Here is a 22,017-nt window from a genome sequence, read left to right as displayed (position 1 = left end):
TTTCTTTACATAAGTAACCGCTTCCTGGAGTGCGCGGAGAACTCCTGACTGGTGTCTCCAGGGAGCGGTTGGCTCCTTTGCTGGTTTGACGCATTCAGCGGCGGTCGGGTGTCGCGCAGTGATTTGTTTCTCGTGAGACCAGCCATTCGTCCCCACCGAGTGCTCAGCGCCGTCGCCAGTACCGCGTCAGTCCTCTACGGAGCGCTTCGTACAGAGCCAAAAGCCGCCGCCAAACCCGACCACCGTGACCGCAACGAGGCCAACGTCGACGAGCGCGATCGCGTACGCGGCAGTCCCCGGTTCGAGATACAACAACGAAAACCCGAGCAGGAGCCCCATCACGATGCCGATTGCGACGAACAGCGGGAACCGGTCACGTTGGTCGCAGATCACGTCGACAACCGTCTCTAGCCGTGTCATACGGTATCGTATATTGCGCCGATTATCAAGCTCCCGATTCGACCGATACCGGTCAGGTTCCGGTCGAGATGGAAGGGCGGGTTCGCACCGGCGACCAGCGAGTGAGGCGGAAGCGACAACCACCCATTCACATCAGTCATCGTCCTCCGTCAGCGGGTCGCTATCCCAATAGGAGTGGTTCGGGTCGTCTCTGAAGCAGGCGACGCGATGGCCAGCGGCCTCACCGGACTGTTGGAGTTGTGGGGCCACCTCTCGGCACGCCTCACGTGCTTCGGGACAGCGCGTGTGGAACCGGCACCCGCTCGGTGGGTTGACCGGGTCTGGGATGTCTATCTTCCGCATCGGCGGCTCACCAGCCTCACCCGACTGTCGGGACAAGTTCGGCGTCGCCCAGCGGAGGACGTTCGTGTACGGGTGACTGGGGTCGCCGATGAGTTGGTCTGCCGGCCCGACTTCGACCAGATTTCCGAGATACATCACCCCGATTCGACCGTCCCCGTGTTCTGCGAAGTACCGCGCGTTCGAGAGGTCGTGCGAGACGAACACGAACGAGGTGTCGAACTCCGACTGCAAATCGAGCATCAGGTCCATCATTTCGACCCGTAAGGAGACGTCGAGTGCGCTGATGGCCTCGTCTGCGAGGATCACGTCGGGATTCATCAAGAGCGCGCGAGCGAGCGCCACGCGCTGTTTCTCTCCGCCGCTGAGCTGGTGTGGGTACCGGTCTGCGAAGTCTGCTGCGGGGTTCATACCGACGCGCTCGAGAAGCGCGTGAATCCGCTCGCGGCGTTCGCTGGCCCCGACCGCTGGGTGAGTGAGCTTAATCGGCTCTGCGAGGATGTTCAGAATCCGTCGATTAGGGTTGAGCGAACTCCCGGGGTCCTGATGAATAATCTGGAGCGACGACCGAATCTCGTCGAACGGTATCTCTCCGTTGCCGTCTTTGGCGGCCCAGATGTCCTGTCCCTTGTACGTCACCGTCCCGCCCGTCGGCCGCTGGAGTCCGATGGTCGTCTTGCCGAGGGTGGTCTTTCCGCACCCGCTTTCCCCGACGAGTGCGAGGACGTCGTTCTCCTCGATGTCGAGCGAGACGCCGTCGACCGCTTTGACCACGTCTGGCTCCTCGAAGAGGTCGAACAGTCCTTGCTCTGTTTCGAAGTGGACTTCGAGTTTTTCGAGTGAGATGAGTGGTTCGTCGAGCGGGTCGGACCCGCTCGACGATTCGTCGGCACGGCTCACGACCCACCACCTCCCGAGACCGGAACGGTCTCCTCGGAACGGTCGAAGTGCAGCGCAATCTCGTCTCGTGCGTCTTCCGCGTAGTGACAGGCGACGGCGTGGCCGTCGTCGAGTTGCGTGAACGCCGGGTCTTCAACTCGGCACTCTTCGGTGGCGAGTGGACATCGCGGTGCGAAGGCGCACCCCTGTGGAACGTTGATGGGTGCCGGACTCTGTCCCTCGATCGGTCGCATCTCTTCGAGCGGTGCTTCGATGTCGGGCGTCGCATTGAGCAACGCTCGCGTGTATGGGTGCCCGCTATTCGCGATGAGTTGCTCACGGTCGCCGACCTCGATGAGTTGGAAGGCGTACATGACGGCCATCCGGTCGGCGAGTTCGGCGACCAGCGGCAGGTCGTGGGTGATGAACACCATCGTCAGGTCGTACTTCTCCTGTAAGTCCTGGAGGAGCGTCAGAATCGAACGCTGCATCAGGAGGTCGAGTGCGGCGGTCGGTTCGTCCATCACCAGCACCTCGGGTTCGAGAACGAGCGACAGGGCGATGAGTGCCCGCTGTTGCATCCCGCCGGAGAGTTCGTGCGGGTACGACGTCAGCACGCGCTCCGGGTCGAGGTACAGGTCAGAGAGGAGTTCACGGGCGAACTCCATTCCAGACGTGACGTCGGCGTCGTGGGCCTTCAGCGTCTCTCTGAAGTGCCCGCCGATCTTCATCGTCGGGTTGAACGAACTCATCGCGCCCTGGAAGACCATCGACACCTCCTCCCACCGGAACTCCCGAAGTTCGTCGTCGGAGAGTTCGAGCACGTCGACTGTGGTCCCATCGTCGCGGTGGTAGCGTATCTCACCGGACAGTCGTCCGGGGTCGGGGATGGCGTCCAGCATCGAGTCGGCGAACATCGACTTGCCGCTTCCGCTCTCGCCCACGATGCCGAGAATCTCGCCACGTTCGATAGACATGCTCACGTGGTCCAACACGAACGTCTCGCCGCCGTCGTACGTGACGGCCGCGTTGTTGATCTCGATGATTGGGTCGTCTGTCGTCATAGTTGTCGTCGTGGTCGTCGTTTCGCGCTGTTTGGCAGTCATCTACAGTACCTCCGTCATGCCGGTGTCTTTCTCGTCGGCCGAAGCAGTCGACTCAGACTCCCCCGTCAGCCGAGTGCGGACACGCGGGTTGAACACGCGGTCCATCCCCTGACCGAGGAGGATGAGGCCGACCGAGAGGCCGATAATCGCGGCCATCGGGACGAGAAGCCAGTGTGCGGCACTCCAAGAGAACAGGGCACCACCATTGTACGCGAAGTTCAGGGTGACGCCCCAGTTCTGGTCGGAGTACGGCAACACGCCGAGGAAGAACAGTCCGATCGATGCGAACACGACGTACCGCGCGGCGAACACGAAGTTGACCGTCACGTACGGCATGATGTTCGGAATCACGTCCTTCAGGATGATTCGCGGCGTGCTCACGCCCATCGTCCGGGAGGCTTCGACGTAGTTGTTCTCTCGAATCGTCAGCACCTGTGAATGGATCGACCGGCCGAGGCCAGCCCAGTAGTTGATGTTGATGACGATTCCGAGCAGGATCGGGTTCTTGGGATTGAACGTAATCGCGAGAATCATCACCAGCGGGAGCCCGGGGATGGCCATGACGAAGTCCGATATCGACATCAACGCGCGTCCGACCGAACCGCCCTTGTACCCAGCGACGGTCCCGACGAGGACGGCGATACCGGTCGCCCAGAGCCCACCCGAGGTGACCATCAGCAAGATGTCTGGAGTCGAGTGGATGATGAGTGCGGCGAGGTCCGTCCCCGACGCAGTCGTCCCGAGCGGGTACTGCATGTTCTCGAACAGCGTCAGGTACCGAGGGGCCTGACTCGTCGAAGGCGCTCGCCAGAGACCGAGGACGGCCACGAGCGCCAACGACACGTAGAACCCGATGATGAGCAGTCCGAGTCGGGTTCTGCTGTCCGACCACGCGACGAGCATCGGTTTCAGGACGGTTTCCTCGTAGAACTCTCGAAGTCGCTCCGCACGAGTCACCGTCACCGACGACGAGGCCGACCCTCGCCAGTCGACGCCGGCACCGTCGGTAACCACTGCGCTGGACTCCGCCGCGCTGGACTCTTCTCTCTCAGTACGCTTCATCAGAACCTCCGGCACTGATTCGCGGGTCGATCTTGCTGTAGGTCAGGTCGGCGATATAGACGCCGACGATGAGCGCGACGGTGATGATGAGGAACGTCGCCATCATGAGCGGGTAGTCGTTCGCCTTCAGCGCGGCGAACATGTAGTAGCCGAGTCCGGTGTACGAGAATATCTGCTCCAGAATGACGGTCCCCGACAGGCGGAATCCGAGGAGCAACAGGAACCCGGTGTACATCGGAAGGATGGCGTTCCTCGCGACGTACCGAGTCGCGATTCGGCGGTCGGGGAGCCCGCGGAGTCTCGCGACCCGGACGTAGTCGTTACCGAGCACCTGGATGCTGTTCCCGCGCATGGCCAACGCCTGCCCGCCGATCCCGCCCAGCGTGTACGAGAAGATGGGCAAGAGACTGTGTTCGAGCGCGCTGAGCACGAACGGGACGCTCAGTTCTTTGTCGACGTTGGTCCCGACTGTCCCCGCCGTCGGCAACCATCCCCACTGGTACGCGAAGACGTACAGCGAGATGACGGCGACGACGTAGAAGGGGACGGACATGAGGCCGATCGAGAGGCCACTGAACGCCTTGTCGAACCGCGAACCTTCCCAGTAGGCCTGTAACGACCCGAGGAAGATACCGACGGCGAACATGAGAATCGTCGACACCAGGACGACGAACACCGTCCACGGCACCGCTTCGGCGATGACCTGCGCCACCGGTTCGCCCAGCGAGATCGACTCGCCGAAGTTCCCCTGCGCGACGGCGCCCATGTAGTCCAGGTACTGCCGCCAGAGCGGCGCGTTGGGGTCGATGTTCTGGAGGTTCGAAATCCGGGCGTCGACCTCGGATGCCGGAACGCCCTGCCGAAGCAGTTGCGCGCGCAACTGCGTGAAGGGTCCGCCCGGAAGGAGGCGAATCAGCCCGAACGTGAGCGTCGCGACCGCGAAGATGGTCGCGAACACCCTGGCCGTCCGACGGACGTAGTAGTTACTCATGGTTACGTTGCTCCACTTCGATTATCGCTCGGCCATGAGCTGTCCCTTGCGCGGGAGCCACTCGCTTGGCCACTTGATCGCTCGGTCGTCGCTCCCTTCCGCCGGGATGTCCCACTCGTCGGTGGTGAGCCACGACTGTTCGAGCTTCGCGACCAGCCCCAGTATTGGAATGTTCTGGTTGTGGTGCCACGCGACACGCTTGATGAGTTCCTCCGTCGCGGCTCGGTCCTGCGTGGTCGAAATCTCCTGTGCCACCGAGAGTGGGTCGATAGTCATCTCGCCGCCGTCCATCCCGGGGACAGTCTGTTCGCCCTCCGGGAAGTTGTGGCCGCCGTCGATGTCCGGGTTCGTGAGCTGCCAGCGGAGCGGGAAGTACGGGAACGACGACCGGGCGCCACCGGGCAGCCAGTAGAACGCGCCGATCTTGAAGTTGGATTCGATGTAGCCGCCGAAGAAATCCCCCGTCGGCTTCTGGCTGATTTCGAAGTCGAAGCCGAACGCGTTCAACTGGTCGACGACAGTGTTCGTCGCCGTGGTCCAGTCTGTCCAGCCAGCGGGGGTGTAGTACGTCCCACCGAGGGTTCGACCGCTGCTGTGCGTCCACGTGCCGTCTTCCTTCGAGTAGCCGGCCTCGCGGAGGAGCGCGGCGGCTTTGTCCGTCTGCGACGCCGCCATGCCGTACCCCTCGAAGGAGTCGTACGCGTCACCGAGCCACGATTCCTGGTCACCCGGGGCGATGCCAGTCACCTTCGGTGCGGGCGCTTTCGTTCGCGGCCCTGCGTTATCAACGACCTGCTGGCGGTTGACGATGTGAGCGACGGCCTGCCGGACGTTTCGCTTCCCGAAGTCGGGGTCGTCGTGATTGAACAGGACGCCGTACCCCCACTTCGCAGAGATGGTGACCTCTTCGACGGAGTCGGGGAAGTTGCCGACGATCTTCGGCGGCGCGAAGAGGCTCGTGACGAAGTCGAGTTCGCGGCCCATCAGGCCCTGTTGGAGTGCGGTGTTGTCCGCCCGCGAGAGAAGCGAGATGCCCGCGAAGTTGATGTTTTCAGCGCCGTAGTATTCGGGATTCCTCGTGAGTTCCCACGACTGCTTCGACTTCGACGCGACCGAGAAGGGGCCGCTCGCGACCACGTCTCCCTCGTATTTGAACTGCTGGAGCTCCTCGGCTTCTTTGTCGAGGAACTGTTCGAAGGTCGGATGGTACGCGAACAGTCGGAGTGAGCCGTTGGCGAGCGTGTGTTTGATGACCTCCGGGTTGGACGGTCGCTTCAGGTTGAGAACGACGGTCTTGTCGTCGTCGCCCCGTTCGACGCTCTCGGTGAAGTCCCAAAGCGACGTGTTCATCTTCTTCATCAGGCGGAACTGCGTCAGGACGTCACGCGCGGTCACGTCCTCGCCGGTATCCCACAACAGGTCGTCCCGGAGCGTGAGTGTCACCGTCTGGCCCTCGATGGACCACGAGTCGAGCGCGGCTAACTCGAACTCGCCGGTCGAGAAGTTGTAGGCGGCGAACCGTTCGAAGACGAAGTTCCCCGCTCGTGGGTCGTAGTTCTGTGTCGCTTCCGGGTTCAGGTGGAGGTTCGTCGGCACACCGTTGTTCGTGGCACCGACCATCTTCTTGTCGAGGACAGTCGTCCCACTCGTCTCGGAATCGTCACCGCCTGCATCGTTCCCGTTGGACCCGGTCGTGTCCCCGTTCGACCCACCGTCGTCGGTCGTTCCCCCTCCGGTGGACGCACCACTACACCCCGCAAGGGCTGCGATTCCGGTTGCCCCGGTTAGTTCGACGAAACGGCGCCGGCTAATCAAGTCGCTAAAGCGGTCAGTACTGTCTGACATGGCGTACTGATAACAAACCACAGTCATTGTTAATAAATATTTGGTTAGGTGTAGCAGATGGCTGTTGTGACAGTTCTCCCAAGAGGGCCACACCGAACACGTCGGCGTCGGAGAACACGGCACAGTCACGCTCTCGTCGCGAAACACGGCCGTCTGAGCGACGCTCGTCACGCGTTGGCAAATGTATAAGTAGTAGCGGCCTTCTCTTCGCCGTATGCAGTCAGAAAGCAAGCATCCCCCTTACAGAGATGAGACTCTCCCGACCGAGAAGCGCATCGAGGACCTTCTCGACCGAATGACGGTCGAAGAGAAAGTCGGGCAACTCGTCGGCACGTGGGCGGGACAACTTGATGGGTTCAAATCGGTCGAAGACGTCGAAGACGAAATCGTCGAATCCGCAGTCGGTGCTGTTGCGTCGTTCGGGTGGGCAGGAGCGCTCGACTCTCGAATAGACGACATCGTAGAGACGGTCAACCATCTTCAAGAAGTCGCGCTGTCGAAGACTCGACTCGGTATCCCGCTGTTGTTCAACGTGGATGCCGTCCACGGTCACGCGTACGTCGCCGAAGGAACGGCGTTCCCGAACGGACTCGGGATGGCGGCAACGTGGGACGAAGACGGCGTCGAGAGGGCGGCAGCGGTCACTGCAACCGAAGTCCGGAAGTCGGGGGCACAGCAGAACTATTCGCCCACGTGCGACGTTGCTCGAGAGCCGCGGTGGGGCCGCACCTTCGAGACGTTCGGCGAGAGTCCATTTCTGTGCGGACGGATGGCGGGTGCGATGGTACGCGGGTACCAAGGCGACGGCCTCGACGACCCCAACTCCGTGGCGGCAACCGCGAAGCACTTCCCGGCCTATAGCGAGCCCGCACGGGGGGAAGACACTGCCCCCGTCGAAGTGTCCTCGTACCTCCTTCGAAACGTCTTCTTACCGTCGTTCCTCGACGCGATTGACGAGGGCGTCGCGTCCGTTATGCCCTGCTACAACGCAATCGACGGGAAGCCCGCACACGCCTCACGCGACTATCTCACGGACCTTCTGCGAGGGAAACTCGGATTCGATGGAACCGTCGTCTCTGATTGGAACGGGGTCCGGATGCTTCACGAGGACCACCACGTCGCGAGCGACCACCGCGAGTCGGTCCGGATGACTCGCAACGCTGGACTCGATGTCGCATCAGTCGATGCGGTCGCGCACGCGGACCATCTCGTGTCGCTCGTCGAAGCGGGGGCGGTTGCAGAGCACGCTCTCGACGAGAGCGTCAGGCGCGTCCTCGACCTCAAATTCCGGCTCGGGCTCTTCGAAGACGCGTTCGTCGATGCGAACGAAGCGCGAGACGTCGTCGGTGCCGATGCGCATCGAGCCGACGCGTTAGCGACCGCGCGGAAGTCGATGACGCTGCTTCAGAACGACGACACGCTCCCGTTGGACCCCGGTGCCGACGTTCTCGTCGCTGGACCGAACGCAGACACCCCCGTTCACCAACTCGGTGGCTGGAGCGTCCCCGACGAAGCGGGCACCGACGTCATCACAATCAAAGACGGAATCGAATCCGTGTGCGATGGGACGGTGACCTACGAGCGGGGGGCGACGGTAACCGACCCAGACGATATCGACGCCGCAGTCGAAGCGGCGAAGGATGCGGACGTCGCGGTGGTCGCCGTCGGAGAGAACTGGTATATCCACGAGTTTGGGCCGACCGCGGAGAGCGGTACCGCCCCCGACGAGTTTCCGAACCGAACCACGCTCGAACTCCCCGATGCGCAGCGCGAGCTCGTAACCGCGTTGCACGAGACGGGGACTCCTGTCGTTGGCGTCCTCGTCACCGGTCGACCGCTGGCCGTGGAGTGGATGGCAGCGAATCTCCCCTCGCTGTTGCTGGCGTACTACCCGGGGACAATGGGTGGCCAAGCCGTCGCGGAGACGCTCTTCGGGGCGTGCGACCCCGGCGGGCGATTACCGATTTCGTTCCCTCGGTCCGCGAGTCACCTTCCCACCCGGTTCAATCACTTCCCGCACCCGACACCGATCGGTCCCGACGAACATCTCCCGTCGTACGACCCACTCTTCGAATTCGGTCACGGGCTGAGTTACACCGAGTTCGAGTTCGGCTCGATGACCGTGACGAACGAGCGGATGTCACCCCACGGGACCACGACAGTCGAACTCCCCGTGGAGAACGTCGGGGACCGACGCGGTTCGACCGTCGTACAGGTGTACGTCACCGACCAGGCTGGAACGCGCGTAACCCCGGTCCGGGAACTCTGTGGGTTCGAGCGTGTCTCGCTCGACCCCGGAGCCACAGAGACGGTGTCGGTCCCCATCGATGCGGCATCGATCGGGCGCGTCGACGAAACCGGCAGGGTGTTGGCGATTCCGGGTGAGTACACCCTTCGTGTCGGCGAGCAAGCTGTCACGATTACCGTCGAACCGAAGTCCGACTGACCGGCCTCGTCGCGGACTGTGTAACCCGTTCCGAGCGAGGTTTTCGGCGGCGATATTTTTCCTGGCGGTTCTTCGTGGAGAGAGCGCCGCCACTACGTGTCCCCCTCTCGACGCCGCGGCGAGAACAGACACGGAACTGCCTCCTGTTGAGCCGTCGCCCGCGTTTCGTGAGGCTCTCATGGACGACCTTTCGGGCCGTCGTTCGGTATCCTACGGGAACCCATCGTCTGGCATTCGGCCACATGAAACACACATATTCAGAATATCAGGACATTTCAGTGAAAGATTGAGAAAACAACTCAGAGTAGAGTAAGTTTACTGAAAGAGATTATGCCCTTGAAACCGGCTTTAAAGGGCATGATGCCCGTGTTTCTGATTCGGATAGACTAGAATACTAAGGAAGCAGACACAAGCAAATTTTCTGTATAGGGCGCTGAAAAATAAGTACGCCGACATTCCAAACGCCTGATTGACGGCTTCTAACGGCGTATCTGGGAATGGCGTCCGAATTGGTTCGCTCCTCGGTAGGGGCACGAAGCCGTGTCGCCGGCTCAGCTATCATATCCTAGAGTATATCTGGGTCGTAGCCGGGATATATATTACAGACTTAGGCCCGTAATGACTTGGTGTGCCCGCCGTTCGCGACGTTCCCCAACGGAGACTCGGACAGCCATTCAGCAGTTGAATCGTGCCTCGAGACAGGCACCACATATTCGACTGGCTCTGGGTGAGTCGTGATCTCGGTGGCGGTGTCTCAGACGGCCTCCCGAGGGTAGTATATCGCCCACCAACGACACCCGAATTGCTGACAAGAAAGTAACCATCTCTGATGGAACCCGCACGGTGAATCGTTCGCGAGCGACGGCAGTCGTTTCGAAGCGGTCGAACTCCCCCGCACAGGCGGTTTACCACGTACTGGTCGAACGCAAACGGCTCCCGGAACCAGGGCCGGACATCAACGAAGTATTCATGGTGAACGATTGTGTGGGTGCGGGTATGGACCGCGAAACGCTGACGAACGCACTCGAGTACGCGGACCTCACGTCGTACCAAGCCGACGCCTATCTCACACTCCTCGAGATGGGCGTCTCGCCTGCTATCGAGGTGGGTCGTGAGAGCGCCGTCCCCGTCTCGCAAGTGTACGACGTTCTCCGGAGCCTCGAATCGAAGGGGTACGTCGAAACGATCGAACGAGAGAAACTGTACGTGCAACCGTGTGACCCGGAGGCGGCGATGGCGGACCTAGAGTCCAGGGGTGAACTCCTCCACGATGCCGCCGAAGCGGTCCGCGAGCGGTACCGAACTCCCGAGCGGATGGACGCGAGAGTCGGCGTCACCAAGCGTGTCGAGACAGCAGTCGAGAACGCACAGGACCTCATCGACGACGCAGAAACCGTCGTGGAGGTCGCCGGGTCGTTCGAACAACTCCAGTCGCTTTCTCCGGCGCTTCGAGAGGCCCGCGACCGAGGTGTCGTCGTCCGTGCGGCCGTCTACATCGACCAGGACGATGAACCACCCGCGGCGTTCGACCCGAGTGGGGTGCTCTCGGAACTTCGTGTGTGTACCATTCCGGGACCGTACCTCGTCGTTATCGACCGAAACCGGACGTGTTTCGGACCGAACACGCGCTCCGACGAAGACTACGGCGTCCTCGTCTACGACCGCATCCTGCCGTTTGTCTTTCACTGGTTCTTCCTCACCTGTCTGTGGAACCTGTACCCGACCGTCTACCTCGACGCCGAAGACCAGTACACCTACGTCACCATCGAGGAGTTCATTCGGGATATCGTCCCGCTTTGGGAACGCGGGTTCGAACTCGGGGTCACCGTCGAAGGCGTCGACCTTGCGGATGGCGGAGAGACGGCTGTCGAAGGGAGCGTCGCCGACATCTCGTTCTACGGAGACGAGCGACCGCCGTCACGGCTGGCGCTGTCCGACCTTGGGGCGTACAAGAACCTCACACTCGACACGGGCGACGAAACGGCCGTCGTTGGCGGGTGGGGTGCTGTCTTCGAAGACATGGAGATACGGACGATCACCTTGGAGCGTATCGACATCGGAGAGACACCGTTCACCCACGAGAGACGGGACTGACGGGCCAGCGCTCGCTGGCTTCGAGCGGCCGACGACGGCTGCGGGACGGCCCCGGTGAAACGGTCGGGAGAACGGTCAGAACGCCGAACTGCTCGACCGGACACCGCATCCGAACCCGGATGAGATGTCGCAAAAGATTACGGGCATATCTGTGTCATGGCTGTCGGGGGGCGGGCGGTTCAGTCGAAGCGCCCGGCGTTCGAACTCCGCGCCGCCATGTTCATGTTCACTTCGATGATGTTGGCAGTGCTCGTGACCATCTCGGGGATGGTGTCGCGGAACTGCTCGCCCTTGATTCGGCTCGTCGGCCCGGAGACGCTCAGCGCGCCGAGGACGGTGCCGTTTCGGTCTCGAATCGGTGCGCCGACGGCGCGGAGGCCTTCGATTTCCTCCTCGTCGTTGCAGGCGTACCCCCGCTCGCGGATGGCGTCGAGCTCGTCGAACAGCGCGTCGCGGTCGGTGATCGTCGCCTCGGTCTTCGCCGGCAGGCCGTGTTGGTCGACGATTTCCGCCACCCGACTGCGCGGGAGGAACGCGAGGATGGCCTTCCCGGTCGACGACGCGTGGAGGTTGTCCGGGCGCTGAATCTTCGAGCGCTGGTACTGGCTGCCGACCGCGCGCTCGCCGCGAACCTTGAGCAGGCTGATTCGCAGGCCGTGCTGTTCGGTCGAGAGGTGGGCGTACTCGCCGGTCTTCTCCGCGAGCGCCTCGACTTCCTCCTTGCCGACTTGGTAGAGTATCTGCTGGTTGCGCACGTACTCGCCCAGAAGCAGGAACTGGAGGCTGAGATGGTAGCTGTCGCCGTCCTTGGCGACGAGGTTGTTCTTCCGCAGGGTCGCGAGGTGGTTGTACACCGTGGACTTCGAGAGGTCGAGGTAATCGACCAACTCGGCGACGCGCGCCCCGTTCAACTCCTCGAGCGCCCTGACGACGCTGACCGCCGTGTCCACCGTGCTGAGGGTCCGCGACGGCGCATCGGTGTTGGGGTTCTCGGGCATGCTACGAGAACGTCTATCGGGTGTCATAGCTGTTCCGAATATCTTGCAATCGAAACGTGTTGGGCAAAATCGGTGTCGAGACAGGGGCTCGAAGGCGGTTTCGCTCGATAATTGTCAACCCCGACTCGAAGCCGGAGTCGTCCACCCCCTCGCCCAGCGCGAGCGCGGATGTGCGCATCCCCCGAGACACACCGGAGGCGACGGCCACTGCCCGCGATCCCTGCCTGTCAGATGCGTAGAATCGTCGTACTCCCGGTGTTTCCGCTTGTTGACTTCGGTACCGAGAGATACGTCGCCTGCGACTCCGATAGTCGTTGTATTTGACGGCAAAGCAGCGGTACAGAGTTGTCCACGAGTGATTTCGGCTATCGTGGTCCGTGGCTCGCTGGACGAGAACCCGAGCGACCCGAGACCACTCCAAGCGGGAATCCGACATCTCCGGCGGAGCGCGTCCGACGCTCCCGGAACGCGACCGAGACGACGCCGTTGGGTGAGCATGCCGGGTGCGTGTCACATAGCGAGATTGGCGATGCGGTCGGGACGAAACGGCGGCAAAGACGCGAGTAGAGCGCTAAACTATCGGAACGCGAAGACGGAGTGGCAGAGAGGGGTGGGTCGTCGGCGACGGCTCAGGCAACGACTCACGCGGCGGCGAGGCGAGCGAGCGTCCCCGCGAGAACCGACGCTGCGGTCGCACAGTCGGCCCAGTCGGTCCATTCGCGCGGGTTGTGCGAGAGGCCGTCCGCCGACGGTGCGAACAGGAGCACGGCATCGGTGACGGTGGCAACATTTGCAGTATCGTGCATCGCCGCGGAATGCATCCGTTGGGCGTCGATATCCTCGGCCGCGGCGGCGGCGAATGCGGCGTCGACGCAGTCGTCGGCCATCCGACTCGGGCGCTGGTCGCGGTAGCGGTCGAAGCTCGTCTCGACCGGGTGGGTGGTTTCGAGGCGCGCGAGCGCGGCGTCCGCTCGCTCCGCGATGGCGTTCATCGCCCGGTAGTTCACGTCGCGGATGTCCATCTGCAGCGTGACCTCACCGGGGACGATGTTGCGCGCGTTCGGGGTCACGTCGAACTGGCCGACGGTTCCCACGGCGGTGGCGCTCTGGTTCTGCGCCACGTCGTCGGCCGCGGCCCGGAAGTCGACGACGAACTCGCTGGCGGCGACCAGCGCGTCGCGGCGCTCGTCCATCGGCGTCGCGCCGGCGTGGTCTGCCTCGCCGACGATGTCGGCCGCGCAGGTCGTGATACCGGTGATGGCGTCGACGACGCCGACCGACGCCCCCGCGGACTCCAGGAGCGTCCCCTGTTCGATGTGGAGTTCGGCCCACGCGTCCCACTCCGCGGCCGCGATGGTGTCGGTTCCGCGGAAGCCGATGGCGTCGAGGTGCGCTGCGAGCGTCGTGCCGTCGGCGTCGCGGAACGCGAGCGCGTCGTGGGCGTCTCGCGCCCCCGTTGCCACCGACGACCCGAGCAGGCCGTGCGAGAAGCGCGCGCCCTCCTCTTCGGTGAACGAGACGACGTCGATTGGGCGGTCGAGGCTCACGTCGGCGTCTCGTTCTTGGAGCGTTCGGACCGCTTCGAGCGCCGCGTAGACGCCGAGCGGGCCGTCGAAGATGCCACCCTCGGGGACCGAATCGAGGTGACTCCCGGCGGCGACGGGGGCCGCGTCGGGGTCGGCTCCCTCGGGGACCCACCGCCCGGCGACGTTGCCCACGGCGTCGATGCGGACCGAGAGGCCGGCGTCGCGCAGCCGCTCGACGAAATATTCGCGAGCGCGTCGGTCGGCGTCGCTTCCGGTCAGGACGGTTCGGCCGCGTCCCGCCGGCGCGTCGATGTCGCCGAAGCGGGCGTTCGCTTCGATGTCCTCGCGGAGTCGCTGCTGGGAGGCCTGCATGTGCGACTCAACTCGCAAACGATAGCTAATAATTGTGTGCGTTCGTGGCAGATTCTACGGGTCGGCGGCGGCGACGACGGCCGGGACGCGCGGCTGGTCGGGGTCGGACAGCCGGGTCGAGTCGCTGCGTTAGAGCGTTCGAATCGTCTGACACACCACGTCGACGCCGACGTCGAGGGCGTCTTCGTCGATGTCGAACCGCGAGGTGTGGTGGCCGAACTCGTTGCTCGCGCCGATACCGACGTAGGTCGCCTTCCCGCCGTGGTCCTGCACGCGCCGGATGAGGTAGGAGGCGTCCTCGCTGCCGCCGATGTCGAGTCGCGGGACCGTCTCTGTCACGTCGTCGAGGTCGGCCGCCGACGCGAGGACGGCCTCGACCATCTCGTCGTCGGCCGTGAACGTCGACGTCTTCCCGTACAGTCCCGTCTCGACCGACACGTCGTGCATGCCCGCGGCGTGGTCGAGCACGCGGCGGGCCTTTTCCAGCATGTAGTCGTTGAGTTCGGCGGTCCTGCCGCGGACCTCGACGCGGAGACGCGCCTCTTCTGCGATGATGTTCTGCGGGTTGGGGGACTCGAACTTCCCGACGTTGATGCGGGTCGCACCGTCGGCGTGGCGCGGAATCCCGTAGAGATTCTGGACCGCTGCGGTCGCCGCGTGGAGCGCGTTGCGCCCCTCGTTGGGCGCGTTGCCCGCGTGGCTCGGCGCGCCCTCGAAGGTCGCGTCGAGTTTCGCGTTCGAAAGCGGGTTCTCGTAGGCGGCGATGACGGTCCCCGTGGGGTTGCCGAGACCGAGGTGGAGCGCGAGGAAGTAATCGATGTCCGCGAGCAGGTCGGTCTCGCTCATCGGCTTGCCGCCGCGGCCGCCCTCCTCCGCCGGCTGGAAGAACAGCCGAAGCGTACCGTCGAACCCGCCGTCGTCGTCGATGTCGCGGGCGATGCCGAGGCCGATGGCGGTGTGACCGTCGTGGCCGCACGCGTGCATCTCGTTGGGGTGCGTGCTCGCGAAGCCCAGTTTCGCGGGGCGGTGCGCCTCGTCGCTCGACTCGGTGCGTTCGAGGGCGTCCATGTCGACGCGGACGCCGACGGTCGGCCCGTCGCCGAAGGTCTTCTCGGCGACGAGCCCCGTGATACCGCCCATCCGGTCCAGGTAGGCCTCGGGCGCGCCTTCCTCGCGTGCGCGTTCGATTGCGGCCGCGACCGCGTCGTCGTCGGGGACGCCGAGTCGCTCGTCTTCGGCGACTGCGTCCGGGCCGAGGTGGAGTGTGAACTCGCGGTCGTCGAGCGCGGCGGCGATGAGGGCTGTCGTGCGGAACTCCTTCCACCCGGACTCGGGGTGGGCGTGAAGGTCCTGTCGTAACTCTCGCAGGGAGAGCGTGCTGGCGTACGCCATGAAGCCGACATTGCAACCACCCCGTTAAACTGTTTGGGAAGCGGTAGCACAACGAACGCGCCCGGAACCCATTGCGAGATAGTACCAAGTTTGTGAGGGGTTGCCAAAGATATAAATAACGGTGTTTCATGAGCTAAGGTATCACGCGTACCGCTACAAGGGTGTGTACGTAGCTCCGAGAAACAATGTCAGACGACAACATTACCGAGATAAACATGGACAGACGGCAATTTATTGCGGCCGCGAGCGCGGTCGGCGCGACCGCGTTTGCGGGCTGTACCGGCGGCGATTCCGGCGGTTCCGACGGAACCGAGACGAGCGGCGGGAGCACCGACAGCGGTTCGTCGGGCAACTCGGGAGAGACCGTCCGCGTCAACGTCGCGCTCGCCGCGGAGCCGTGGAACTTCGACCCCGCGCTCTGGACGGACACCGCGACCAGCACCATCGGCGGCCTCATCTACGACGAGGTCATCGAACTGACGCCCGACTCCGAACTCCAGCCCGGCCTCGTGACCGAGGTTCCCGACCCGGTCGACGGTGGGACGGCCTTCGAGTACACGCTGCGCGAGGGTATCACCTTCCACAACGGCGACGAGGTCACCGTCGAGGACTTCAAGTACTCCGTCGACTGGATTCTCAACCCCGACAACAAGTCGCCGGTCAAGAGCCGCCTGCCGTTCGTCGAGGACACCGAAATCGTCGGTGACCGGACGCTCCGGCTCAACCTCTCTCAGCCGTTCGGGACGCTCAACTGGTGGCTCACGCGCGGGCTGGAAGGCATCGTCCCCGAGGGCTCCCGCGGCGACACCGCGGACGGGAAGGGGCCGAGCGGCCTCGCGACCGACCTCACGAAGGACCCCGCCGGCGCGGGCACCGGCGCGTTCAAATTCGTCGAGTGGAAAAGCGGGAGTCACGTCCTCCTCGAAAAGAACGAAGACTACTGGAAGGAGGGTGCGCCCGCCGTCGACGAGTTCAAGTTCGACTTCATCGGCGAGGACTCCACGCGCCTCGCGAACCTCCGGTCCGGCCAACTCGACCTGACGGACAAGGTTCCCCCGAAGGACTTCGAGAGCCTCAGCGGCCAACCCGACATCACGACCGAGTCCGTCCCCGGCAACTTCACCCAGGTGCTGTACGTGAACCTCATGGAGTCGGAGGGCAACCCGATGAGCAACCGGCACAACCGCCGCGCGGTGCTGTTCGGCATCGACCGCGAGGAGATCCTCGACGAGATTTTCTACGGACAGGGCGCGGTCCAGAAGGGACCGTGGTACCCCGACAGCGACTGGACTTCGCCGAAGCTCAAGGAGATGCAGATGTACGACCCCGAGAAGGCCAAGAAGGAACTCGAACTCGCGGGCAACCCCGACGGCTTCGAGATGGACATCATCGCCACCAAGGGCTCGTGGTTCAAAGACGAGGCCGTCGTCATCCAGAACCAACTGTCGAAAATCGGCATCGAAGCCAGCGTCACCGCCGTCGACAAGTCCACGCTCCTCAATCAGGTGTACAGCACGGACACGTGGCACGCCGCGATGGAAGACTGGGCGCAGTCGATTCCGGTCGCCACGTCGTGGCTCGACGCCGGCTACGCCGACAACAACCACAACCACAACAACTGGCACCACCCCTCGGACGACCTCGAAGACATCTACGCGCCGAGCGGCCCCGCCGCGCCCGAGGACGCCGAGGGCGACTTCTCGAACGGTCACGAGTGGTACGTCTCGAAGCTCCGCGAGGCACAGGCCTCGACGGACGAACAAGAACAGAAGGAAATCGTCTGGGAACTGGAGGAGTACCTCGTCGAACACGGCATCCAGATAGACATCGCCTACGTGAACAAGCTCGAAGCGTGGCGCAACGCCGTCAACGACTACGACGTGGGCACGTTCCAAGACAACTACCGCTTCGTCTCGAAGGGTGAGTGACGAGCCGATGCACACGCGTTCGCGCCAGACTCGTCGACCGCAGACGGCGACCCGGGAGGTGACTCGGCTGTGAGCATGTTCCGGTTCGTCCTCAAGCGCCTGCTGTTGAGCGTTCCCGTCCTCCTCGGGGTGAGCGTCGTCGTCTTCGCGCTCGTCCACCTCGCGCCGGGCGGTCCGGTGCGGGTGATGCTCGGCCCGCTCAGCAGCGAGGAGCTCGTCAGGCAGATTCGACTGGAGATGGGGCTCAACCGCCCGCTGTACGTCCAGTACGGCATGTGGGTGTTCGACGCGATACAGGGCGACTTCGGCGTGTCGTGGACGGTCAAGCAGGGGACGCCCGTCACCGACATCATCGTCGAGCGCATCCCGCTGACGGTCGAGCTGTCGATTCTCAGCATGATTACGGCGGTCCTCATCGCCATCCCGGCGGGCATCATCAGCGCCGTCCGGAAGGACAAGCCCGCGGACCACGCCGCGCGCATCGCCGCGCTGTCGGGCATCTCGATTCCCGACTTCTGGCTGGGTATCATCCTCATCATGATATTCGCGGTGCAGTTTTCGTTCCCGTGGGCGACCGGCGGCTGGACGCCGCCGTGGGTCGACCCGGTGGCGAACCTCCAGCAGTTGTTCCTTCCGGTCATCACGCTCGGGACGGCCTACTCCGCGCTCATCGCCCGGATGATGCGCTCCGAGATGCTGGACACGCTCAGTCAGGACTACGTCAAGACCGCCCGCGCGATGGGTATCGGCGCGCGCGAAATCGTCCTCAAGGACGCCTCGAAGAACGCGCTCATCCCCGTCGTGACCGTCATCGGCGTCGGACTCGGCCAACTCATGAACGGCGCGATTCTGACCGAGACGGTGTTCAACCTCCCCGGTATCGGCAAGCTCCTGATACTGGCCATCGACCGCCGCGACTACCGCATCATCCAGGCGCTCATCCTGTTCATCGCGAGCGTGTTCGTCTTCGCGAACCTCGCGGTGGACGTGCTGTACGCCTACCTCGACCCCCGCATCAGACACGATGGAAACTAACATGGCAACGACAGACCACACGGACGAGGCGGTGCCGGCCGCGCAAGCCCCCGGTACGCACCACAGTCAGTTCGAGATGTTCTGGAAGGAGTTCCGCAAGAACACCCTCTCGCTCGTGGGGACCGCGATTATCCTCACGATGCTCCTGACCGCGCTGTTCGCGCCGTTTCTCGCCCCCCACGACCCGACGACGCAGTTCGAGGCACCGGACGGCGAACACAACCCGATGCCGATGGGCACCCAGATGATCGTCGAGAACGACGCCGGCGAGGTCGTCGGCACGACGACGGCGTACCTCGGCACCGACCACCACGGCCGGGACATCCTCTCGCGCATCATCTACGGGTTGCGGACGCTGATGACCGTCTCGCTTGGCGTCGTCGGCTTCGCGATGGCGCTCGGCGTGAGCGCCGGCGCGATTGCGGGCTACTACCGCAACACCTGGGTCGACGAGGTCGTCATGCGCTTCATGGACATCCTGTTTTCCTTCCCGAGTCTCATCCTCGCCATCGCGGTGCTCGGCGTGCTCGGGGTCGGAAGCACGGAGTACGGCTCGTTCACGCTCCCGAACATCGTGAAGGTCATCGCCGTCATCGGCGTCGTCTACATCCCGAGTTTCGCGCGCGTCATGCGCGGGTCGGTCCTCAAGGAGATGGAAGAAGACTACGTCGACGCCGCGAAGTCGCTCGGCGCGAGCGACCGACACATCCTCGTGAAGGACATCGCCGTCAACACACTGCCGACCGTCGTGGTCCAAGGGACGCTCTACATGGGGACGGCCGTCCTCGCCAGCGCCGCGCTGTCGTTCCTCGGGCTGGGCATCCAGCCGCCGAACGCGAGCCTCGGGTTGATGCTGTCGAACGCCCGCGGCTACCTCTACAGCGGGGAGTGGTGGTACTCGGTGTTCCCCGGGCTCGTCATCGTCGTCACCATCCTCGGGTTCAACCTGCTCGGTGACGGCCTGCGCGACGCGCTCGACCCCCGCAACGACGGAGGCGAGCGATGAGCGCTGAGCCGGACGAACAACCGGTACTCGAAATTCGCGACCTCGTCACGCGGTTCTACACCGACGAGGGGACCGTCAAGGCCGTCGATGGCTCGTCGTTCGACCTCTACGAGGGCGAGACGCTCGGCATCGTCGGCGAATCGGGCTCCGGCAAGTCCGTGACCGCGCTGTCGATGCTCCAACTCGTCGACGCCCCCGGTCGCATCGAGGGGGGAAGCGTCCGCTACCGCGGCGACGACCTGCTCGAAAAAAGCGAGGCGGAGATGCGGTCGATTCGGGGCAACGACATCGCGATGATGTTCCAAGACCCGATGACGAGTCTCAACCCCGTGTTCACCGTCGGCGACCAGATCAGCCGGGTCATCAAGACCCACCAGGACGTCTCGGACGCGGCGGCCCGCGAACGGACCATCGAACTCATGGCCGACGTGGGCATCCCAGAGCCGACCTCGCGCGTGGACAACTACCCGCACCAGTTCTCCGGCGGGATGCGCCAGCGCGCGCTGCTCGCGATGGCCATCTCCTGCGAGCCGGACGTGCTCATCGCCGACGAGCCGACCACCGCGCTCGACGTGACCATCGAGACGCAGATATTCAACGTCCTCGACAAACTCCAGGAGAAGTACGGGATGAGTATCATCCTCATCACGCACGACCTCGGCGTCGTCGCCGGGACCTGCGACCGCGTCGCCGTCGCCTACGGCGGCCGCGTCGTCGAGCGCGCCGGGGTGGACGCACTCTTCGAGAACCCGCGGCATCCCTACACCCGCGGCCTCATGCGGTCGATTCCGCGGCTCACCGACGACACCGACCGGCTGACGCCCGTCAAAGGCGACGTGCCGAACCTCACGGACCTGCCGTCTGGCTGTTCGTTCCACCCTCGGTGTCCGCACGCGACCGCCGAGTGCGAGTCGTACGACCCCGAACTCCGGGAGGTCGAACCCGGCCGGGAAGCGGCGTGTCTCCACGCGCGCGGCTACAACCTCTCGAAGTCGGCTCTCGAAACCGAAGGCGTGCAAGCTGACGGCGGCAGTCCTGCGACTCCCGCGACCGACGGAGGTGCATCGCAATGAGCGACGACCCGCTGTTGTCCGTCTCGGGGCTCCACAAGTACTTCACGCAGAACGACGGCTTCATCGACCGCCTGCTCGGGGCCGACGAGACCGTGAAAGCCGTCAACGGCGTCTCGTTCGACATCGAGCGCGGCGAGACGCTCGGTCTCGTCGGCGAGTCCGGCTCCGGCAAGTCGACGACGGCGCGATCGGTCCTCCGGCTGGACGAACCCACGAAGGGGACGGTCAGCTACGACGGCACCGACCTGACGGCGCTGTCGGACCGGGAGATGACGGAGATGCGAAAGCGCATCCAAATCGTCTTTCAGGACCCCGCGTCGAGTCTCAACCGTCGGAAGACCGTCGGCCAGATAATCAAACAGCCGATGGAGATTCACGGCCTCTACGAGGGCGAACGCGACGCCCGCGTGGACGAACTCATGGAGACGGTCGGCCTGCCGCCGCAGTACTCCAACCGCTACCCCCACGAGTTCTCGGGCGGCCAGCGCCAGCGCGTCGGCATCGCCCGCGCGCTCGCGGTCGACCCCGACTTCATCGTCGCCGACGAACCCGTCTCCGCGCTCGACGTGTCGATTCAAGCGCAGATACTCAACCTGCTCGAGGACCTCCAGGAGGAGTTCGACCTGACGCTTCTGTTCATCGCCCACGACCTCAGCGTGATTCGCCACGTCTGCGACCGCGTCGCCGTGATGTACCTCGGCGAAATCGTCGAACTCGCGGACGCCGACGAGCTGTTTTCGAACCCCCAACACCCCTATACGCGGGCGCTGTTGGGCGCGATTCCCCAGCCGGTCCCGGAGCTGGCGCGGCAGCGGCAGGTGCTCGAAGGCGAGGTCCCCTCGCCGCTCGACCCGCCCTCCGGCTGTTCGTTCAATCCGCGGTGTCCCGAGGCGACCGAGGAGTGCACGTCGATCGACCCGACGCTCGACGACGTGGCGGGCGCGACCGGCGGCCACAAGGCCGCCTGTATCCACGTCGACGAGTTCGAGACCGGCGCGGGCGTCCCGAGCGCCGCACAGGGCGTCGACGAACGATTCAGCATCGAGAACTTCGACGCCGAACCGACGCTCGCGACCGACGGTCGCGGACGGGACCAGGGCCGGGGTGACGACGACAGATGAGCATCGCCGTCAAACCGATGCTTCGCATCGTCCTGACGTTCGCCATCGTGTGGTTCTACCGCGGGCTGTTGCCGCCGCTGTCGCCCGTCGCGAGCACGGTCGCGCTGGTCGTCCTCGCGGTGCCGACGTGGGTGGTCGTGAGCCGCCTGCTTTTCAACTCCGGCGGGGCGCTGGCGATGGTTGACGACGAGTTCGACCGCGGGGGGTAGCAGTCGACGGGTGCGCCGTCCGCACCCTGTACCCACAATAATAAATATCAGAAAACAGAGTAGTGATTAATCATTCAATATAGTAGTCAGTACCAAGCGAATTTTCCGAGGGGGACCACTAAATAGTTGAATAGGTGGCTCCAAGGGATGAATAAGACGATTTCAAAAGATCGTC

The 22,017-nt window shown here is 63.9% G+C and carries 17 protein-coding genes; 8 read left to right on the top strand and 9 right to left on the bottom strand.

The window, feature by feature from the left end; translation table 11 throughout:
• Nucleotides 1–186: 186 nt before the first annotated feature.
• The 6 genes from DEQ92_RS14470 to DEQ92_RS14445 all read right to left on the bottom strand — a co-directional run bounded on the left by DEQ92_RS14470 (nt 187) and on the right by DEQ92_RS14445 (nt 6,417).
• Nucleotides 187–420: a hypothetical protein gene (locus DEQ92_RS14470; protein WP_004976054.1), complete on the bottom strand. Its 234-nt coding sequence runs from the start codon at nt 418–420 to the stop codon at nt 187–189.
• 132 nt (nt 421–552) lie between these two features.
• Nucleotides 553–1,659, bottom strand: coding sequence for an oligopeptide/dipeptide ABC transporter ATP-binding protein (locus DEQ92_RS14465; protein ID WP_115821059.1), 1,107 nt, complete (start codon nt 1,657–1,659; stop codon nt 553–555).
• The gene (locus DEQ92_RS14460; RefSeq protein WP_115821121.1) at nt 1,656–2,702 is read right to left on the bottom strand and encodes an ABC transporter ATP-binding protein; all 1,047 of its coding nucleotides are present in this window, start codon (nt 2,700–2,702) and stop codon (nt 1,656–1,658) included. The genes DEQ92_RS14465 and DEQ92_RS14460 overlap by 4 nt, the downstream gene beginning before the upstream one ends.
• Before the next feature lie 42 nt (nt 2,703–2,744).
• The gene (locus DEQ92_RS14455) at nt 2,745–3,806 is read right to left on the bottom strand and encodes an ABC transporter permease (protein ID WP_394324755.1); all 1,062 of its coding nucleotides are present in this window, start codon (nt 3,804–3,806) and stop codon (nt 2,745–2,747) included.
• Nucleotides 3,793–4,797, bottom strand: coding sequence for an ABC transporter permease (locus DEQ92_RS14450; RefSeq protein WP_004976045.1), 1,005 nt, complete (start codon nt 4,795–4,797; stop codon nt 3,793–3,795). The genes DEQ92_RS14455 and DEQ92_RS14450 overlap by 14 nt, the downstream gene beginning before the upstream one ends.
• 21 nt (nt 4,798–4,818) lie before the next feature.
• A complete protein-coding gene (locus DEQ92_RS14445; RefSeq protein ID WP_115805274.1) occupies nt 4,819–6,417 on the bottom strand; it encodes an ABC transporter substrate-binding protein in 1,599 nt (532 codons plus the stop codon).
• Between the two features lie 520 nt (nt 6,418–6,937).
• Between DEQ92_RS14445 and DEQ92_RS14440 the strand changes: the two genes are divergently transcribed.
• Together DEQ92_RS14440 and DEQ92_RS14435 are read left to right on the top strand one after the other, a co-directional pair.
• The gene (locus DEQ92_RS14440) at nt 6,938–9,088 is read left to right on the top strand and encodes a glycoside hydrolase family 3 N-terminal domain-containing protein (RefSeq protein WP_004976041.1); all 2,151 of its coding nucleotides are present in this window, start codon (nt 6,938–6,940) and stop codon (nt 9,086–9,088) included.
• A gap of 996 nt (nt 9,089–10,084) precedes the next feature.
• On the top strand, nt 10,085–11,182 hold the full coding sequence (locus DEQ92_RS14435; RefSeq protein ID WP_004976039.1) for a TrmB family transcriptional regulator: 1,098 nt from the start codon (nt 10,085–10,087) through the stop codon (nt 11,180–11,182).
• Nucleotides 11,183–11,361: 179 nt separating this feature from the next.
• On the opposite strand, the gene DEQ92_RS14430 is transcribed toward DEQ92_RS14435, so the two are convergent.
• From DEQ92_RS14430 to DEQ92_RS14420, 3 genes are all read right to left on the bottom strand, one after another.
• Nucleotides 11,362–12,180: an IclR family transcriptional regulator gene (locus DEQ92_RS14430; protein ID WP_004976035.1), complete on the bottom strand. Its 819-nt coding sequence runs from the start codon at nt 12,178–12,180 to the stop codon at nt 11,362–11,364.
• Between the two features lie 641 nt (nt 12,181–12,821).
• Nucleotides 12,822–14,078, bottom strand: a complete 1,257-nt coding sequence (locus tag DEQ92_RS14425) for a hydantoinase/carbamoylase family amidase (protein ID WP_004976033.1) — start codon at nt 14,076–14,078, stop codon at nt 12,822–12,824.
• A 129-nt stretch (nt 14,079–14,207) separates the two neighbouring features.
• Nucleotides 14,208–15,470, bottom strand: coding sequence for an amidohydrolase (locus DEQ92_RS14420; protein WP_050459376.1), 1,263 nt, complete (start codon nt 15,468–15,470; stop codon nt 14,208–14,210).
• Between the two features lie 185 nt (nt 15,471–15,655).
• Between DEQ92_RS14420 and DEQ92_RS14415 the strand changes: the two genes are divergently transcribed.
• From DEQ92_RS14415 to DEQ92_RS14390, 6 genes are all read left to right on the top strand, one after another.
• Complete coding sequence (locus DEQ92_RS14415; protein WP_004976029.1) at nt 15,656–17,398, top strand: ABC transporter substrate-binding protein; 1,743 nt, start codon at nt 15,656–15,658, stop codon at nt 17,396–17,398.
• Nucleotides 17,399–17,473: 75 nt separating this feature from the next.
• On the top strand, nt 17,474–18,433 hold the full coding sequence (locus DEQ92_RS14410; protein ID WP_008096151.1) for an ABC transporter permease: 960 nt from the start codon (nt 17,474–17,476) through the stop codon (nt 18,431–18,433).
• A gap of 1 nt (nt 18,434) precedes the next feature.
• Nucleotides 18,435–19,439: an ABC transporter permease gene (locus tag DEQ92_RS14405; protein ID WP_004976026.1), complete on the top strand. Its 1,005-nt coding sequence runs from the start codon at nt 18,435–18,437 to the stop codon at nt 19,437–19,439.
• Nucleotides 19,436–20,512: an ABC transporter ATP-binding protein gene (locus DEQ92_RS14400; RefSeq protein ID WP_050459378.1), complete on the top strand. Its 1,077-nt coding sequence runs from the start codon at nt 19,436–19,438 to the stop codon at nt 20,510–20,512. Before DEQ92_RS14405 ends, DEQ92_RS14400 begins: the two co-directional genes overlap by 4 nt.
• Nucleotides 20,509–21,633 carry an ABC transporter ATP-binding protein gene (locus DEQ92_RS14395; protein ID WP_004976018.1) on the top strand — a complete coding sequence of 375 codons (1,125 nt, stop codon included), beginning with the start codon at nt 20,509–20,511 and terminating at the stop codon, nt 21,631–21,633. The genes DEQ92_RS14400 and DEQ92_RS14395 overlap by 4 nt, the downstream gene beginning before the upstream one ends.
• Entirely contained in the window at nt 21,630–21,842 is a 213-nt protein-coding gene (locus DEQ92_RS14390) for a hypothetical protein (protein ID WP_004976015.1), read from the top strand. The genes DEQ92_RS14395 and DEQ92_RS14390 overlap by 4 nt, the downstream gene beginning before the upstream one ends.
• Nucleotides 21,843–22,017 lie beyond the last annotated feature (175 nt).

The sequence above is a fragment of the Haloferax sp. Atlit-6N genome, from assembly GCF_003383195.1.
Taxonomy (GTDB): Archaea; Halobacteriota; Halobacteria; order Halobacteriales; family Haloferacaceae; genus Haloferax; species Haloferax gibbonsii.
Note: the sequence above shows the minus strand (reverse complement) of the source record. Positions and strands in the feature narration are given on the sequence as shown.